General features: G+C 41.8%; 17 protein-coding genes and 2 tRNA genes. 10 read left to right on the top strand and 9 right to left on the bottom strand.

The genetic code is table 11. The features are described 5' to 3' along the window. Positions 1–9 precede the first annotated feature (9 nt). Entirely contained in the window at positions 10–978 is a 969-nt protein-coding gene (gene pfkA, locus DU53_RS08510) for a 6-phosphofructokinase (protein WP_063728402.1), read from the bottom strand. A gap of 154 nt (positions 979–1,132) precedes the next feature. Between pfkA and DU53_RS08505 the strand changes: the two genes are divergently transcribed. The 6 genes from DU53_RS08505 (at position 1,133) to DU53_RS08480 (ending at position 5,784) form a co-directional block, all read left to right on the top strand. Beyond that, complete coding sequence (locus tag DU53_RS08505) at positions 1,133–1,351, top strand: putative signal transducing protein (RefSeq protein WP_015868958.1); 219 nt, start codon at positions 1,133–1,135, stop codon at positions 1,349–1,351. Positions 1,352–1,354: 3 nt separating this feature from the next. Then, positions 1,355–2,461: a glycine cleavage system aminomethyltransferase GcvT gene (gene gcvT / locus DU53_RS08500; protein ID WP_015868957.1), complete on the top strand. Its 1,107-nt coding sequence runs from the start codon at positions 1,355–1,357 to the stop codon at positions 2,459–2,461. A 19-nt stretch (positions 2,462–2,480) separates the two neighbouring features. Next, entirely contained in the window at positions 2,481–2,852 is a 372-nt protein-coding gene (gcvH, locus tag DU53_RS08495; protein WP_015868956.1) for a glycine cleavage system protein GcvH, read from the top strand. A 1-nt stretch (position 2,853) separates the two neighbouring features. After that, entirely contained in the window at positions 2,854–4,203 is a 1,350-nt protein-coding gene (gene gcvPA, locus DU53_RS08490; RefSeq protein WP_063728392.1) for an aminomethyl-transferring glycine dehydrogenase subunit GcvPA, read from the top strand. Next, positions 4,200–5,651 carry an aminomethyl-transferring glycine dehydrogenase subunit GcvPB gene (gene gcvPB / locus DU53_RS08485; RefSeq protein WP_063728389.1) on the top strand — a complete coding sequence of 484 codons (1,452 nt, stop codon included), beginning with the start codon at positions 4,200–4,202 and terminating at the stop codon, positions 5,649–5,651. The genes gcvPA and gcvPB overlap by 4 nt, the downstream gene beginning before the upstream one ends. 56 nt (positions 5,652–5,707) lie before the next feature. Then, positions 5,708–5,784: transfer RNA gene (locus DU53_RS08480), tRNA-Thr, on the top strand. A gap of 28 nt (positions 5,785–5,812) precedes the next feature. Here DU53_RS08480 and DU53_RS08475 read toward each other — a convergent pair. After that, positions 5,813–6,565 (bottom strand): carboxylesterase, encoded by a 753-nt coding sequence (locus DU53_RS08475; protein ID WP_015868953.1) that lies wholly within the window; start codon positions 6,563–6,565, stop codon positions 5,813–5,815. 484 nt (positions 6,566–7,049) lie between these two features. Between DU53_RS08475 and DU53_RS08470 the strand changes: the two genes are divergently transcribed. The 3 genes from DU53_RS08470 to DU53_RS08460 are packed head-to-tail and all read left to right on the top strand — an operon-like array spanning position 7,050 to position 10,073. After that, positions 7,050–8,672, top strand: coding sequence for a PAS domain-containing protein (locus DU53_RS08470; protein ID WP_063728385.1), 1,623 nt, complete (start codon positions 7,050–7,052; stop codon positions 8,670–8,672). Next, the gene (locus tag DU53_RS12535; RefSeq protein ID WP_153020846.1) at positions 8,635–8,841 is read left to right on the top strand and encodes a hypothetical protein; all 207 of its coding nucleotides are present in this window, start codon (positions 8,635–8,637) and stop codon (positions 8,839–8,841) included. The genes DU53_RS08470 and DU53_RS12535 overlap by 38 nt, the downstream gene beginning before the upstream one ends. Then, the gene (locus DU53_RS08460) at positions 8,838–10,073 is read left to right on the top strand and encodes a hypothetical protein (protein ID WP_041288723.1); all 1,236 of its coding nucleotides are present in this window, start codon (positions 8,838–8,840) and stop codon (positions 10,071–10,073) included. Before DU53_RS12535 ends, DU53_RS08460 begins: the two co-directional genes overlap by 4 nt. Here DU53_RS08460 and DU53_RS08455 read toward each other — a convergent pair. The 7 genes from DU53_RS08455 to yajC all read right to left on the bottom strand — a co-directional run bounded on the left by DU53_RS08455 (position 10,070) and on the right by yajC (position 16,559). After that, positions 10,070–10,879: a Cof-type HAD-IIB family hydrolase gene (locus DU53_RS08455; protein WP_041288722.1), complete on the bottom strand. Its 810-nt coding sequence runs from the start codon at positions 10,877–10,879 to the stop codon at positions 10,070–10,072. The genes DU53_RS08460 and DU53_RS08455 overlap by 4 nt on opposite strands. Beyond that, positions 10,860–12,596, bottom strand: coding sequence for an NAD+ synthase (locus tag DU53_RS08450; RefSeq protein WP_063728381.1), 1,737 nt, complete (start codon positions 12,594–12,596; stop codon positions 10,860–10,862). Before DU53_RS08450 ends, DU53_RS08455 begins: the two co-directional genes overlap by 20 nt. Further along, positions 12,586–13,512, bottom strand: coding sequence for a phospholipase D-like domain-containing protein (locus tag DU53_RS08445; RefSeq protein ID WP_063728379.1), 927 nt, complete (start codon positions 13,510–13,512; stop codon positions 12,586–12,588). The genes DU53_RS08450 and DU53_RS08445 overlap by 11 nt, the downstream gene beginning before the upstream one ends. A gap of 47 nt (positions 13,513–13,559) precedes the next feature. Beyond that, a tRNA-Ala gene (locus tag DU53_RS08440) sits at positions 13,560–13,635 on the bottom strand. Between the two features lie 53 nt (positions 13,636–13,688). Continuing rightward, positions 13,689–14,603, bottom strand: a complete 915-nt coding sequence (gene secF, locus DU53_RS08435) for a protein translocase subunit SecF (protein WP_063728377.1) — start codon at positions 14,601–14,603, stop codon at positions 13,689–13,691. Beyond that, on the bottom strand, positions 14,600–16,003 hold the full coding sequence (secD, locus tag DU53_RS08430) for a protein translocase subunit SecD (protein ID WP_235599771.1): 1,404 nt from the start codon (positions 16,001–16,003) through the stop codon (positions 14,600–14,602). Before secD ends, secF begins: the two co-directional genes overlap by 4 nt. Positions 16,004–16,187: 184 nt before the next feature. After that, positions 16,188–16,559: a preprotein translocase subunit YajC gene (gene yajC, locus DU53_RS08425; RefSeq protein WP_063728373.1), complete on the bottom strand. Its 372-nt coding sequence runs from the start codon at positions 16,557–16,559 to the stop codon at positions 16,188–16,190. Between the two features lie 173 nt (positions 16,560–16,732). On the opposite strand from yajC, the gene frr reads away from it, so the two are divergent. Beyond that, the gene (gene frr, locus DU53_RS08420) at positions 16,733–17,290 is read left to right on the top strand and encodes a ribosome recycling factor (protein WP_015868944.1); all 558 of its coding nucleotides are present in this window, start codon (positions 16,733–16,735) and stop codon (positions 17,288–17,290) included. Position 17,291 lies beyond the last annotated feature (1 nt).

Here is a 17,291-nt window from a genome sequence, read left to right as displayed (position 1 = left end):
TGTCTCCTCCTACGATCCTACGAAAGGATTTTTGATCATTTCTATTAGTTTTTCATCGATTTTTTTCTTCTCGGAAAGAACCTTTTTCAAAGGTATTCTTACCATCTTTCCTGATTGGAGGGCAATCATTGTGCCGAAGTCTTCTTCCTGAAGCGCCTTTATCGCTTCGTAACCCATTCTTGAAGCAAGGATGCGGTCAAAAGCAGTCGGAGAGCCACCACGCTGGACGTGTCCAAGAATGGTTATTCTCGTCTCATAGCCTATTCGATGTTCCATATGCCTTGCGACCGTATAGGCACTTGCCACACCTTCAGCAACCACGACAATGCAATTTATTTTCCCGCGTTTCCTTTCGTTCCAGAGTTTTTCCGCTATGGCATCATAATCTACCGGGATTTCCGGGATCAGTATTGCTTCCGCGCCCGTTGCTAATCCGGAAGCAAGAGCGATATAACCCGAATGCCTGCCCATAACCTCTACTATAAAGGCCCTTTCATGAGATGAAGCGGTATCTTTGAGTTTTTGAATGTTGCCAATAACGGTATTCAAACAGGTATCTACTCCGATACACATATCCGTGTGCGCTATATCGTTGTCTATCGTCCCTGGGATGCCGATTACGGGAATGTCATTTTCTTCCGAAAGAAGCATGGCCCCGGTGAGACTCCCTTCTCCTCCTATTACTACCAATGCTTCTATACCGTATTTTTTCAATATTTCTGCCGCTCTCTTCCTGCCTTCAGTGGTTTGAAACTCTTCGCACCTGGAACTCCTGAGAATTGTACCTCCCTTTTCCATAATCCCGCCAACAGATGCGTAGCTCATCTCTATGAAATCCTCGTCTAAAAGCCCGGAGTACCCTCTTTTAATTCCCACAATCTCTATGTTTTCAGTGACGGCAGTTCTCACAGCCGCCCTTATCGCAGCGTTCATTCCCGGGGCATCCCCACCACTTGTCATTACAGCAATTTTCTTTATCATTATTGATACCTCCTTGCGATAGTATTCGCATACTAAAATCTGGCGTGATTATAGCACATTAATCGCCTTATCTCATTTAAGCTAAGGCTTTATGTTGATTAACTAAGTTTATCGGTCGGTGCTATAATTAATCGGAAGTGAGGTGAAAGCCATGAAAAAGCTTAAAGAAGCTATTCAGCTCTATGAAGCAAAGCTGATCAAAGGCATTCTTGAAAATGAAGGAATTGAGGTGAGATTGCAACCTTCGGACATTGCATACACTGATACAATCTACTTTGGGGAAGGTTCAATCACGGATGTACTTGTACCCGATGAAATGTTGGAAAAAGCAAAGAATATTCTCAAAGAATATAGAGGAAAGGAGCAATAACCGATGGAAAAACTTAAAAGAACTCCTCTTTATCAAGAACATCTGCGACTGGACGCGCAAATGGTGGATTTTGCGGGCTGGGAAATGCCTGTGCAATATACCTCTATACTTGATGAGCATAACACGGTGAGGAACATAGCCGGGCTGTTCGATGTTTCTCACATGGGGGAGATTGAGATCACCGGACCAAACGCACTTATTTTTGCAGATTATCTTGTAACGAATTCCGTTTCCGGTTTAAAAAATGGCGAGATTTGTTACACACCCATGTGTAACGAAAACGGCGGCGTTGTAGACGACCTCCTTGTGTACAGGTTCTCTGAGGACAAGATCCTTTTCGTGGTTAATGCGGCAAATACAGACAAAGATTTTGAGTGGGTAAAAAAACACTCTGCCAGATTCAATGTCGAAGTCAAAAACATCTCTTCTGAAACAGCTCAGCTGGCCTTCCAAGGCCCCCGGGCGGAAGAATTTTTGCAGGAAATAGCACAGGTAAAACTCAGCGAAATTCCTTTCTATCATTTCACAGAAGGAAAGGTTGTTGGAATCGATTGTATCATCTCCAGAACAGGCTATACCGGAGAGGATGGGTTTGAGCTCTACACATCTCCTGAAGGGGCTGTTCCCCTCTGGCGAAAGATCCTTGAGATAGGTGCCCCCTATGGCGTTAAACCCATCGGGCTTGGAGCAAGAGATACATTGAGATTTGAAGCCTGTTATATGTTGTACGGTAATGAGCTCAACGACGAGATAACTCCTCTAGAGGCAGGCCTTAAATGGACAGTGAAGTTGGACAAAGATTTCATCGGAAAGGACAAACTTCTGAAGCAGTTGGAAAACGGCTTGGAATACAAGCTTCGCGGAATAGAGCTCGTTGAAAAAGGTATCCCGAGGCACGGTTACGAGGTGTACGCTGATGGAGAAAAAATTGGTTGGGTAAGCAGTGGAATGCTTTCGCCGACATTGAAAAAGCCAGTGGCCCTGGCCTATCTGAAGAAAGGATACTGGAAAAGAGGAACAGAAGTTGAGATTAAGATAAGGAGCAAGATGGTAAAAGCGGTTGTAACCAAAACACCATTTTATAGAGGTTCAGTAAAATCAAAAGGTTAATAAAAGGAGGTTATCTGTCATGAAAAAGTTTGCAAAGTCTCATGAATGGATTTCCATCGAAGGTGAAATTGGAACAGTAGGCATAACGAATTACGCCCAGGAACATCTCGGAGATATTGTTTATGTTGAACTTCCGGAAATTGGAAAAACTGTGAGTAAAGAAGAGGTTGTTTGTACGGTTGAATCTGTTAAGGCTGCAAGTGATATTTACGCTCCTGTATCCGGTGAAATTGTTGAAATCAATGAAGAACTTGACACGACACCAGAACTCATAAATCAGGATGCAGAAGGAGAAGGCTGGCTTTTTAAGATAAAGCTTTCAAATTCTGATGAACTCAACGAGCTCATGGACGAAGAGGAGTACAAGGCTTTTTGTAAAGAGGAGGAATGACATGAAAGAACGTCATTCTTACATTCCTCACACCCCGGAAGAAATAAAATCGATGTTAGAAACGATAGGAGTTCCCAGTATTGAGGAGCTTTTTTCAGATGTTCCGAAGGTTTTTGATTTTGAACTCGCTCTACCAAAAGGTTCGGATGAATTCAGTGTTTATCGTGAAATGAAATCTCTTGCCGAAAGAAATACAAATCTCGAACAACTGGCAGTGTTTCGTGGTGGTGGTATATATCATCATTACATTCCATTTGTAGTTCAAGCTCTCGCATCTCGAAGCGAATTTCTCACTGCTTACACGCCTTATCAGGCTGAGGTTTCCCAGGGGACCTTGCAAGCTCTTTACGAGTTCCAGACGATGATCGTTGAGCTTACAGGAATGGAAGTCGCCAATTCTTCTATGTATGATGGGGCAACAGCTGCCGCTGAAGCGGCTCTTATGGCCGTAAGGACAAATAGGAAAGATAAAATTATTGTTGCAAAAAATGTGCATCCTGAATATAGGGAAGTCATCAGAACCTATTGTTCTGGACAAAACATAAAGGTTGAAGAAGTCAACTTTGCTAAAAACAGCGGGAATATCGACCTTGAAACACTCAAATCAAAACTCACAGATGATGTTTCCGGAGTAATTGTTGGTTATCCGAATTTTTTCGGAGTAATTGAGGATCTAAAAATTATTCGTGAGTTGCTTCCGGAAAAAGTTATGTTCATAGTTGTAGCTAATCCGATTGCACTATCACTTCTTGAGGCCCCTGGAAAGCTTGGTGCCGATATCGTTGTCGGTGAAGGTCAGCCACTGGGAAACCCTCCAAACTTCGGTGGCCCCGGTTTCGGTTTTTTTGCTACCTTAGAAAATAATATTCGAAAGACGCCCGGAAGAATCATTGGAGAGACAAAAGATACTGAAGGAAGAACAGGGTACGTTATGGTGCTTCAAACGAGGGAACAACATATCAGGAGAAGTAAAGCAACATCTAATATCTGTTCCAATCATGCCCATAATGCTGTTACTGCTGCCATATATATGAGTGTTATGGGAAAAGAAGGGCTTCGTGAGGTAGCAGAACAATCCTTCGCCAAAGCGCATTCGTTGAAAGAAAGATTACTGAAGCTCGAAGGAGTTACGGAGGTATTCAGTGGGCCATTCTTCCATGAATTCGTTATAAGTTTTAACAAAGATGTGGAATTTATTAATTCGGAACTCATGAAACATAAAATTCTCGGACCTTTGAATCTAGAAAAATGGTATCCAGAGATGAAAAGTTGTGCGCTTTTCTGCACCACAGAAGCTGTAAGAAATGCAGATATCGAGTTTCTTCTTGGACGTCTGGAGGAGATATTATGACTATATTCGAAAAATCAGTCACTGGAAGAACAGGATACACACTACCCGAGGAGAAAAAAGACGAAATTCGTCCTTCAGACTACATACCTGAACATCTTTTAAGGAAAGAATTACCAGGACTCCCTGAGTGCAGTGAAATAGATGTTGTTAGGCATTATACTGAGTTAACCAGAAAGAACTATTCGGTGGATAACGGATTCTATCCGTTAGGTTCATGTACCATGAAATACAACCCCAAACTCAATGAAAAAATCGCCGCACTCGAAGGTTTTTCGTTGCTTCATCCTTACGAACCCATTGAAAAAGTTCAAGGCGCTCTAGAGGTCATGTACAGGCTCCAAACCCTCCTTTCAGAGATTACTGGTATGGATGCCTTCACTCTTCAACCCGCTGCAGGCGCCCACGGAGAATTGACCGGAATGCTTATGGTCAAAAAGTATTTCGAGGTAAAGGGTGAGAATCAAAGAACAAAGGTCATCGTCCCGGATTCGGCTCACGGTACAAATCCTGCATCGGCTTCTATGGCCGGATTCCAGGTAGTAGAAATCAAGTCCAACGATAATGGAATAATTGATCTCGATAACCTCGAGGCTGCTCTGGATGAAAGTGTCGCAGCTATAATGCTTACAAACCCGAACACCCTGGGTTTATTTGAAAAGGACATTATAAAAATTGCTGAAATGGCCCATAAAAATGGCACCCTCCTCTATTATGACGGGGCTAACCTGAACGCTATTATGGGAAAGGTCAGGCCCGGCGACATGGGGTTCGATATAGTCCATCTCAACCTGCATAAGACATTCTCCACACCGCACGGCATGGGAGGTCCAGGAAGCGGGCCGGTGGGCGTTAAAGGTCATTTGAAGGAGTTTCTCCCGATACCTGTAGTGGATTTAACAGACGAGGGTTACATCCTGAAAACCGATCTCTCACATTCTATCGGAAGAATTAGGAGTTTCTATGGAAATTTTGGCGTGGTTGTTAAGGCATTGGCTTATATTCTTATGCTTGGTAAAGATGGTCTAACCTATGCAAGTGAGATAGCTGTTCTAAATGCTAACTATCTCAGGACAAGGCTCTCTGAATTGATACCAACAGCTTATCCAGGTTTGTGCAAACACGAGTTTGTACTCGATGGCACAAAATTAGTCAAGGAATATGGGATCAAGACTCTCGACCTCGCTAAAAGGATGCTGGACTACGGTGTACACCCACCAACTATATACTTCCCTCTTATCGTTCATGAAGCCTTAATGATAGAACCAACAGAAACAGAAAACAAAGATAATCTTGACCATTTCGTTGAGGTGGTAAAAAAGATCCTTGAAGAAGCAAAAAAAGATCCGGAATTCGTTAAAAATGCCCCGTACAACACACCTATAAAACGCCTTGATGAAGTTACGGCTTCCAGAAAGCCAAAGGTAAGATGGATACCCAAAGAACAATAACCCAGGATGACGGGTTGAAAGATTTTAAGGTCTATGATATTATACTCACTGAACGAGCAGGCGTAGCTTCAATCGGTGGAGCGCCGCCTTGGTAAGGCGGAGGTTGTGAGTTCGAGTCTCATCGCCTGCTCCACTAAACAAGCCCCCGACCAGGGGGCTTGTTATTTTTCTATTTTTCTTATGAATTCCATCACAGACGACGAAACCTTTTCTTTTTCTACATCCATGGTAATTATATGACCACTTTCTTCAAGGGACACAAGCTTCCTCTTCTCCGATGAAATACCGTGGTATACAAGCTCTGCATTGCTATACGGTACGGTTCCATCTTTTTTAGAATAAACCACGAGACAGGGTGCTGTCACCCTTCTCAAATTCTTTCTAACCATTGCCATAAGTTTGTTCATTTCCCACGCCTGAGGTATAGGATCGGCATCATACGAAACAGTTTCAACGTTGCCCTTTGGGTCTTTTGGCCGAGTTTTGACAAAATACTTCATTAACCACGTTAGTTTTAAGTCCATTCTGTTCAGTTTTATAGGGGCAGCCAGAGGGAATATCCCATCGATATCACCAAATATCTCAGCTAACGCCAATGTAAGCGTTCCACCCATGGAGAGCCCACCCACAAAAACTTTTTTGTACTTCGATTTCAAATCAATGTACGCATCGACTACCTTTCTCAGCCAATCCTGATACCTTGTTGTTAGCATATCTTCAATAACCGTACCATGACCGGGCAGCCTTGGGACATCCACGGAGTAACCGCTTTCGTTCAAACAATGAGCAAGTTCTTTGAGCTCAAAAGGGCTTCCTGTAAAACCATGAATCAAGAGAACAGCGTTATCATTGCCTTCCAGATGGATACTTTCCGCACCTTTCATTACTTTCGGAGTTCTCGAAAAATTAAACATTAACATCACCTCAAGCTATGCATCAGACTTGTTTTATTAGACTTGTTTTATTCATGTATTATATCTAACAGGTTCTTTAAATCCAACTTCCAAAAACTGCAAGAATCACCAAAACAACCAGGAAAATAAACCGCCTCATTCTCTCGCCTCTATGTTTTACCTTGTAAGAAATGTTGTGACAAATCGTTTGATATACATTCATTATACTAAAGCAACCTACTAATTCTGGCTAAAATTGTCTCCTATCCCGGATTCTTGTTTGTTTACAACTTTTTCCAAAAAAACTTTTTTGAACAAACAGAACAACAAATGCTCTGATTCTCCTTACTTACATCCTCCAAAACAGTGAAATGCGAGATATGAGTGGTCTTGTGTTAAAATTAGATTGACAAGTTCAGCAGGATTCTAAATTACTTTAAGGGAACCTGGCTGTAATGTAAGGAGGAGTGTTTTCCTTATTCAGGAAATGAAGAGGTGATACTTTTTGTTAGAGGTTACATATGGTTCCCGAATTATACTCGTAGGCAAAAGTCAGAAAGATGCAAAAAGGCTCCTGGAAGCCTTCCCGGATAGCTTTGATGTTAGATATATCGAAGAGATTAACGATGACCTATGGAAATATTCAGACCTTCTCGTGTTTGACTTTTTAAACACGGAAATCCTCCAAAAGTGCCGTGAAGGCAATGTACCTTATTTGTTCTTGCTTTCAGATATCGAAAAGGTAAAAAAATACAATTTAAAGACTTTTGAATACCTGATCAAAGGTCCCGGTTATTTACATTATCTCAGCAGTGTTGTTTTCTTCATGCTTGAGAAACAAGGTCTTGAAAGGAGGCTGAAATTCGAGAAAGAAAAGTATTTTAATCTCGTTAACAGTATGGGCTGTGGTATCCTTGTGATAAGAAAGAGAGATCATAGGATTATTTTTTCTAACCGTGTTGCCCAGAATATCCTTGGATATTCTGAAGACGAGCTCTCCAGAATGGTCTTTGATGAATTAACAACCAATGTCAAAACAATAAAAAAACTCAATTCCGGAAGCATCAAATGTTTGGAAACTACCCTGAAGACCTCTTTAGGCGATATACGCTATGTTAGGTGCAACACTTCAGAAATGGTCTATGGCGCAGAGGTTGTCTCACAATTCACATTTATGGATATAACCCAGGAAAAAAGGAATCGCGAAGAAATCGCCTTTCAGTGGAATTTTCTGGACAATGCCGAAGAAATAGCCATGGCGCTTGATAAAGAAGGAAAAATCGTTTATCTCAACCAATTCGCGGCGAAATCCCACGGATACGAACTCGAAGAAATGTTAGGCACCCCTGAAAGATTGTATTTAAAATTTACTGAGAAAGAGCTTGAAGAACAAAAGAACATCCTTAGAAAAAACAAACGATGGGAAGGCGATGAATGGCGGATAAAAAGGAATGGCAGTCTCTTCATTACGAGTACCAAAAGGACTCTAATCGAAACTGAGCTGGGGAAACTTGAGCTTGTAGTCGCAATGGATGTAACAGAAAGAAGAAAGCTTCAAGAAAAACTGGAACTGCATTCACTGATTCTGAAGAATGTGAGAGAGGTTGCTTTTGCTTTAGATATTAATGGTAGACTTATATACATGAACGAAGCCGCCGAAAGGTTCTTTAAGGTGGAGTTCGACAGCGTTTATGGATTACAGGCAGAAGACATAAAACCCAAACTTTTGAAAAACTTCATAACGCTTGTGTGGAAAAAGAAAGAAATTACCGATAACGAACTACTGGAAGTGGTCGACGAAAAGGGCACAAAAATACTCATTGAATATTCCTCACAAATAGTTAAAAATGTTCAAGGAGAAGAAATTGCGGTTGTTTTCGCCATAAGAACAAACGAACATCTGAACAAATTACTTGGCGAACTCCTAAGGAAATCTGACTTGCTGTATCATATGCAACAAATGCTGGTTGCTGTGGATCTTGAAGGTCGTATTATTTACGCTAACAACCAGTGGCTCAAACACAATGGATTCACGGATTTATCCGAGGTTCATGGAAAAAAAATTAGTACCCAATTTCGTGAAGATAACTTTGAAAGAAAGAAATCTTGTAAAGAAGGAAATCTCTAGCAATGGCTTCTGGAAAGGTCGGCTTATTCATTTATTCGGAGGCAAAAAATCGTACTCAGTCGATACAATCATCGTCCGTCTTAAAAATGAGGAAGGATATTTTATGGCTGATGTTATTATTATTCCTCTAAAAAGAAAAGAAAAAGAAGGATTCGGAGGGAAACTATGAGACAGGAACAGCTAAAGAACATGGATGAGCTCCTGCTATTCAAAAAAATAAAGCGTGCGGTAGAAAAAGAAAAACTCGAGAGTCTGGTGGATTTTCTCGTAAGGGAAATGAAATTCAGGATCTGGAAAAAGAGTTATGTGGAGTGGGACAGAGAAGGGAGCAATCTGAAATCGATACCCACAAACCATGCTCTTCTGGTTCTTTCCGCTTCTTTCGAGATAGGAGAACATTATCCGGAACATCTTTTCCTTGCTCTGTCTCAGGCAATTTACAATATACGAGAGCGATATCTATGGGAATACACAAAACCTGAAAAATCAACCAGTGCCGACGGCGAACTCGAAGAATTTGGAAGGGCTTTGTTTTATGGCCAGACCCCGGAAGCCGTAGCGCTTTTCAAAAAACTTCAGGGAGAGGCAATCGCATTAAAACCGGAACTCGAAGATCTCCTTTTTTTCTTTGGAATAATCGAAGTGGAAGAAACAACCCGAAGGCAAATGAGAAATCTCGGCCATAAAGCTATAGCTGTTGAGAAAGCCTATAAACTCGTGATAAAGTGCCCGAAAAATGCTGACTATTTCTACGACTGGATGGTTAGATACCTTTCTTCACAACCGGTCATTCTTCCCCTTTATGATGAGTTAACCGCGAACTACACGTTAAGCGACAAATGGTGTGGAAATGCCATGAGGTTTGACGATGACGTGTTTGAATTGATCTACGACGGACTGTATCACAACAGAGGAATAATAACCACAATGGAAAAGGCTTTGAATGCTGGATATAGCCCGGACTCCGTAAGAAAATCCCTGGCGTTATCGGCGCTCAGGTTCATGATTGAAAGGCGTATTGATTCGACCTTTTATTTCATCCATCTCTTCAATTATCTACACGCAAGTGAGCAATACTTCCAGAGACACAGAAACCTACGTTCACTACAGGCCCTTTTCGTTCAAGGATTGTATTGTGAGAGGGTTCTAAACGAACGCTGTGGGATGGGTAACGACCAGCAAAATTACGAAGTTACAAGTAAAGATGAACTCGTCAAGGAGATTTTGTCGATAGACGCTACCGTATCAGGAGGTCATGATTTAAAATTCTTATCTTCGGTGCTGGAAGAAATGAAGACCGCTCCGGCATGGGCCGAAGAATACTATCTCAAAGCACTTACAAAACATCTTTCTCTCGCCAGAAAAAGCCACAAAGTTCTGGAAATCCTCCAGAAACTCTAATCGCACAGTGTTAGAAGCTTTTTCATGACTCTCGCAAATCCAGCTTCATCGTTCGAAGGTGCAATGACATCGGCAGCCTTTTTTGCTCTTTGAGTGGCATTTGCCATAGCAATAGAGAATCCACAACGTTCAAAAAGCGAAATGTCGTTATCATTGTCCCCAAAAGCTATTAATTTTCCGATATCGATCTCCAGGTGTTTGCAAAGAATCTCCAGGGCTTTCCCCTTCGAGACCCCTTTGGGAACAATATCAAGATATGTACTGAAAGACCTTACAAAATCGACTTCAGGAAAAATTTCGCTGAACTCCAATCTGAGGTTATCAATTTGTTCTGAAGGAGCTATCATCAAAAGTTTAATGGTCGGGTGTTTAGAAAGATAATTTGTCAAATCTTCAACAACCATAAAATCAACACCAGAATGTGAAGCATAGGATCGAGCTTCTTCACAGTCTTTTGGAACAACTAACCTGTCGTCAACATATGCTTGAATATACATATTGTTACTCAAGGCACGTTCAACGATCCTCACAGCAGTATCCTGTAAGAGTACCTGATTAAAGATATTCTCACCATTCACATACACAACAGCACCGTTATACGCGATTATGGGATAAGCCTTATCAGAGATTTTCGATATAAAATTCTTCACAGAAGTAAGCATCCTACCACTGGCAAATATCACTCGTAAGCCTTTAGCCTCAAGTTCTCTGAAAACTTCAAGGTTTTCTATCGGGATCTTCTCTTCGCTGTCTATAAAAGTTCCATCTATATCGATAACGACACCATTAATCACCGTTTTCACCATCCATAAATGTTGTATTATAATCGTTAGTTATCGGCATTCGCCAATCTTTTCCAAAGGCCCTCCTTGAAATTTTTATTCCAGGTGCCCCCTGCCTTCGCTTATATTCATTTTTCTTAAGCAGCTTTAGCGTGAAGTTCACAGTATTATTATCGAACCCATGTTCGAGTATTTCATTGGCTGAAAGCCCTTCCTCTATAAAAAGTTTCAGGATTTTATCCAGTGTTTCGTATGGAGGAAGTGTGTCCTGATCTGTCTGGTTTGGCCGGAGTTCAGCCGAAGGCGGTTTTTCAAAAACTCTTCTGGGGATTATCTCGGTTTTCTTAGTACGGTTGAAATAATCTGCCAATCTATAAACGTCCGTTTTGTATACGTCTTTAAGGACGGCAAAGCCTCCAGCCATATCGCCATAAAGGGTGGCATACCCCGTAGCCAGTTCGCTCTTGTTGCCGGTTGCCAGAACAAGCCAGCCGAATTTGTTAGAAAGTGCCATAAGGATGTTGCCTCTTATTCGTGCCTGTATATTTTCTTCCGTTACATCCTGTTCTCTTCCTTTAAAAGCATCAGAAAGCGTTCCAAGATATGAATGATAAATCGCAGTTATAGGAACGGTCAGGGTTTTTATCCCGAGATTCTTTGCAAGCATTTTGGCATCTTCAATGCTCGTGTTGGAGGTGTACTTTGAAGGCATCAACACACCAACAACGTTTTCCCTTCCGAGTGCCTCAACGGCTATACAAGCTGCAAGAGAAGAATCCATACCACCACTGAGACCGAGGGTCACGGTACTAAAACCATTTTTCTTTACGTAGTCTCTCAAACCAAGGACAAGCGCATTGAAAATTTCCTCTATGCCTTCCGCTATCCTGTGAGAAGTCAAAAACTCGATGTTATCACGAAGTGTGAAGCTTATTTCCTTTTCTTCCAGTTCAGCATTCGCTTTGAAGCTTTTCCGCTTTCCTTCATAAAGATTGTATCGAGTTGCGATATCGAGGTCCAGATCCGTAATGAACAGTTCCTCCTCAAACCCTCGTGCTATGAAGCTCCTTCCGTCTGGCAGAACAACCGCGCTCAATCCATCGAAAACAAGCTCGTCCTGGCCTCCAACGAGGTTGCAATAAGCGATTGCACAGGAGTATTCTGAAGCGCGTGTAGATAATAATTCCAAACGTTTTCTTGACTTTCCGGCAGTGAACGGAGAAGCGGAAAGGTTTATTATGAGGTTTGCCCCGAATATCGTTTGTTCATTTATTGGCCCTGAAGGGACCCAGAGATCCTCACAGATGTTCACGCCAATGCGGAGGTTTTTGTTTCTCAGAATTAAAGCCTTTTTTCCGGCCGAAAAATATCGCTTTTCGTCAAAAACTGAATAATTTGGGAGATGCATTTTGCGATAAACAGCGACTTTTTCTCCGTTATGAAGAACCGCAGCGGCGTTGTATATCTCAAAGTCAAAATCAACGAATCCTAAAATCACAAGAAGTTCCTTATCTATTGTATATTCTCTGACCTTTTCAAGAGCTGAAAGATTATCTTTTATGAACCCCGTGCGCAGAACGAGATCCTCTGGGGGATAACCAGTAATCGCCAATTCCGGAAAAACAAGAATGCTAACTCCTTTTTTCTCTGCAAGATCTATGTATTCATTTATCTTCGTTACATTACCTTTCAAATCCCCAACTGTGGTGTTGATCTGTGCGAGTCCAAGTCTAACTATCATTTGAACAAACCTCCCAGATGTAGTTAAAATGATTTATAAGCCTGTCTACAATCTCTTTCAATTCAATTATAACAATGATTTCTCGATTTCTTTCCCAGGCACTTAAAGTGAGATTGGCGGAACCAAAAATCGCGGTTTTTCTATCGATAATTATTATCTTATCGTGAACCCTCCACTCGTTGGGGTTGACTCTCACCCGCATTCCCGTTGTTACCCATTTGAAGACGGGTGAAGAATTTTTGTTCCAGGAATCAATAACCCCTTTCACCTCGATCCCCTGAGCGCTTTTGAGTTTTAAAACGCTGAGGATCTCGGGATCTGTAAAAGCATAAGATAAAAAGAGAATCTCGTCTTTTGCATTTGTAAGCTCTTCAATAACCCGCTTCTTGGATTCCGGTGCAGGGGTAAGATAAATTTCAATACTTTGGAAAACATCGAAATAATTATTTCCAGAAATGACCGCCGAATATATTTCAGTGAACGCTTGTACAATCTCCTCATTATCAGTTATTACGAATACATTGGAATCATTAATCAGTCCAGACCGGGAGAAGTTCCCGGTTCCAAAAACAAGAAAACTGTTGTCTACCAGTAAAAACTTAGCGTGAATCAACGCTGAAGAACTGTCAGTGAGTAATTTGAATTTAGGTTTTTTTGACAGTGTCCTCGTAACAGAAGAATCGTCAACAATTGCCTCAACAAAAACGCCTCGCTCAACTGCATCATTCAATGATTCGATTATCCTGTCAAGATCAAGGGAATAAGCTACCAAAAGAACTGTGCTTTCGGCCGTATCAATAAGCTTCACCAATTCGTAAGGTACATCACTATTTTCTGTGGATACAACCCGCCATGTTGCGTTAGTGATTGAAACCAAAAAAAGTATGAAGATGAACAGAAACAGTTGTCTTTTCATATAGAATCACCTTGAATTAAGAAAAAACGGGGAACCAGGTTCCCCGCTGGTGGAGTCGAAGGGATTCGAACCCTCGGCCTTCACAATGCCATTGTGACGCGCTCCCAGCTGCGCTACGACCCCACTTCGTCAAAGATTATACACTACACCAATTATAATTTCAATAGCCTTTACCCTTATTTTATCTTTACTTTCGAGCGTCCGAGCCAGGTAATGACAACCGGTGCCGCTATGTACAACGAAGAATATGTACCGACTACAACACCTACCATGATTCCAAAGGCAAAGGGTCCAAGAACTTCTCCAGAAAATATAAAGAGCATCAGAACGGCTGTGAACGTTGTCAAAGACGTATTCAAAGATCTAACGATAACCTCGTTGATGCTCCTGTTGACGATTTCCTCTATGCTTTTCCCTCTAAGCTTACGGAGATTTTCCCTGACCCTGTCATATACAACAATAGTATCATTAAGAGAATACCCCAGCAACGTTAGAAGTGCGGCAACCACAGGTGCGTTTATTTCTATGCCAAAGATACTATAGAAACCGAGTGTTATGAGTATATCGTGAACAAGAGCGATAATTGCACCAATACCAAAAGAGAACCTGAAACGTATTGTTATGTAAAGCAATATAAGAGCAACAGCAACGATAACCGCTGTCCATGCATACCCTTTGATCTCCTGAGCAGCGAACCCTGAGATTCTGTTTACCGAAAGAATATTGCTGCTTTTTACTCCCTTTGAAGTAAGCGCTTTAATGATATCCTCTTTGAGCCCCTGCTCATTTTCCGAATTGACAACAATAGAGAACCTGGCAAGCTGATCAGAACTACCTTCTTGAGTTAACGGCTTCTGCTTGATGATTCGAGCAGATTCAAAGATGGGATTCACGGAACTCAAAAGTCCTCTCATCTCGCCGACAGACATTTCTAAATCTGAAACTGTAACACTGATCTCTATACCGCCGGTGAAATCCACGCCGAGGTTAAAACCCTTAGTGAACACCATGACGAGCGACAATGCTACAAGCACCAATGATAGAGTAAGGAATCCCTTTCTTTTACCAACAAAATCAAAGTTGTATGTCATCTTTTATCGCTCCCTTCACCGCCGGTAGCCTTTACGTAGCGTGCAGCATTGATGCTTCCGGCCATTCCAACGAGCATTGTTCTGGAGGCAACCAGGTTAGTAAACATTGCGCCTAAAACTCCAATTATGAGCGTTACAGCAAATCCCTTAACTGTTCCCGTTCCAAAGTAAAGAAGCACGAGACCGGCAAGAATTGTGGTCAGATTCGCATCAAATATCGTCCAGAACACCTTGTTGAAAGCACTATCAACAGCATTTTCAGGTGTTTTTCCAACTCTGAGTTCTTCTTTGATTCTCTCAAATATGAGAATGTTTCCATCCACGGTCATACCTATTGTAAGGATGATACCCGCAATACCAGGAAGCGTCAGGATCGATCCGGTCAACGCAAGCATTCCGAAGAGAAGGAGCGAGTTATAAAGCAAAGCAACATCAGCAACGAGTCCCATCAAGCCATAGACAAGCACCATGTAAATCATAATGATAACCAGGCCAGCAAGCCCGGCCCAGAGGGCTGATGTTATTATGTCTTTACCTAGAGTAGGAGAAAGTACCCTTTTGTTGAAAGGTTTAAGCTCAACTGGCAGGTTTCCACTGCTGACAAGTATGGCGATCTCCCTGGCTTCATCGATCGTTTGAAGTCCTTCAATAACTGCCTTTCCATCGGAAATCGTTGAAGAGACGATCGGCGCAATGATAACTTTATCATCTAGAACAATCGCCAGTCTTTTCTTTATATCGTTCTCGGGAAGTCCCGATTTGGAAGCTGTGATATCTCTGAAGGTATCTCTACCGTCTCTATTGAACTCCAGAGAAACCATGAACTTACCTTGACCGGGTTGTGGTCTCGGATTTACCAGTGCCTTCGCATCAGTAATGGTACTTCCATCGAGCTCTACATATCTTCCACCGATGTTTATTTTAGGACTTATATAATACCATATCCTGTTTTCAACACCGTTTTCGATCTTTCCATAATGAAAGCTTTTGGTCCAGAAAGGCTCGACTCCTTGAAGTTTGAGTTTGCTTATCTCATAAGCCATTCCAGAAGGCATACCTGGTGTTGCATCTGACGTCTCGATGGCAAGAACATCAGCAAAGTACAATTTACCCGTTTGCCCAACGAGTTTTTCGGCTTTTTCGATATCGGTTATCCCTGGTATCTGCACACGCACCCTAACAGAAGGCACCTCTTCGCCAAAGCTAATACTTGCAACAACCTTCTCAACGGTCGCTTCAGTGAACCCGGCAGCATCAAGCCTCTTTCTAAGCACTTCCACAACTCTATCGGCTATTGTGCTTTGCTCTTCTTTAGGAGTGTCAGTTACCAGAGCATACTCAAGCAGGGCTCCACCTTTGATGTCAAGACCCAATCGAATGTTGGAAGTAATTAGCGACAAAAAAGAACCTCCAGCCGTTTCTCCACGAGGTATAACCAGGGGAAGAAGCGCGAGAACAAGAACAATTACAACAACAATGAGACGTTTTTGGTTTGCTCTCATATTGTTTTGTCCGATAGTCGGACAGAGCACCCCCTTTCGAAATATCAGAAATACTTTTTTATGAACCCTTACTCCTGCTTTCTTACTGAATTCCAGGATCTATGTCCGTTGGGGTTCCTTTCCCGAGAATAGCTGTCACGGACCTTCTGGCAATGTCTATCTCTGAACCATTGCCAGTTTTTATCCTTACGGTATTTTCCTTGATGTTTGTAACTTTTCCGATGATTCCACCAACGGTGATTACCCTGTCTCCAACCTTCAATTTGGACATCAGTTCCTTAAATTTCTTGTCCCTACGCTTTTGTGGAAGGATAATCGTGAAATAAAACAAACCAATCATTATTACCAGCCACACAATTATACCGGCAAATCCACCTGTGGCACCAGTCGGAACTGGCGATGTGGTCTCAGGAGCAGCGGGACCATAGGCAACAAAACCTAAAATAGGGAACATTTTCTTACCTCCCATTCTGTTCATTCTGTTAGAACATCGTGAACATTTTACCAGAAGAATCTTACCAATTCAATACAGCTTATCGTCTGCCAAATTGAAATCAGCATTGTTGCCACTAAAGCTGTGATATAATTTGGGTTGAATATTCAACAACATGAAAGGAGGAATAAATAATGAAAAATATGCTTCTGAAAGATGCTGAAGAGCGCATGAAAAAAAGCACAGAAAAAATCTCTGAAGAGTTCAGCCATATGAGAACCGGAAGACCTTCGCCTGCAATTCTCGAGGAAATCAAGGTGGATTATTATGGCGTTCCTACCCCCATTAATCAGTTAGCAACGATAAATGTTAGTGAGGATAGGTCTTTAATCATCAGGCCGTGGGAAAAGAACATGCTCTCCCATATTGAAAAAGCTATATTGGCCTCTAATCTGGGATTGACCCCCATCAACGATGGTAACGTTGTGCGACTGAATTTCCCCATTCCGACAACTGAACAGAGGGAAAAATGGGTAAAACTGAGCAAAGAGATCGCTGAAAAGGGAAAAATAGCGGTCAGGAACATCAGGCGTGACGTTCTAAAGGAAGCTAAAGAAATGGAAAAGAACAAGGAAATGACAGAAGACGATCTTCGAAGATTTGAGGAAGAGCTCCAAAAGTTGACCGACAAATACGTTGAAGAAATGGATAAGCTTTTTGAGAAAAAGAAAAAGGAAATCATGGAGTTTTAAA

Source organism: Kosmotoga sp. DU53, from assembly GCF_001639905.1.
GTDB lineage: Bacteria > Thermotogota > Thermotogae > Petrotogales > Kosmotogaceae > Kosmotoga > Kosmotoga olearia.
The sequence above is the reverse complement of the archived record's forward strand: the minus strand, read 5'-3'. Positions and strand labels throughout refer to the sequence as shown.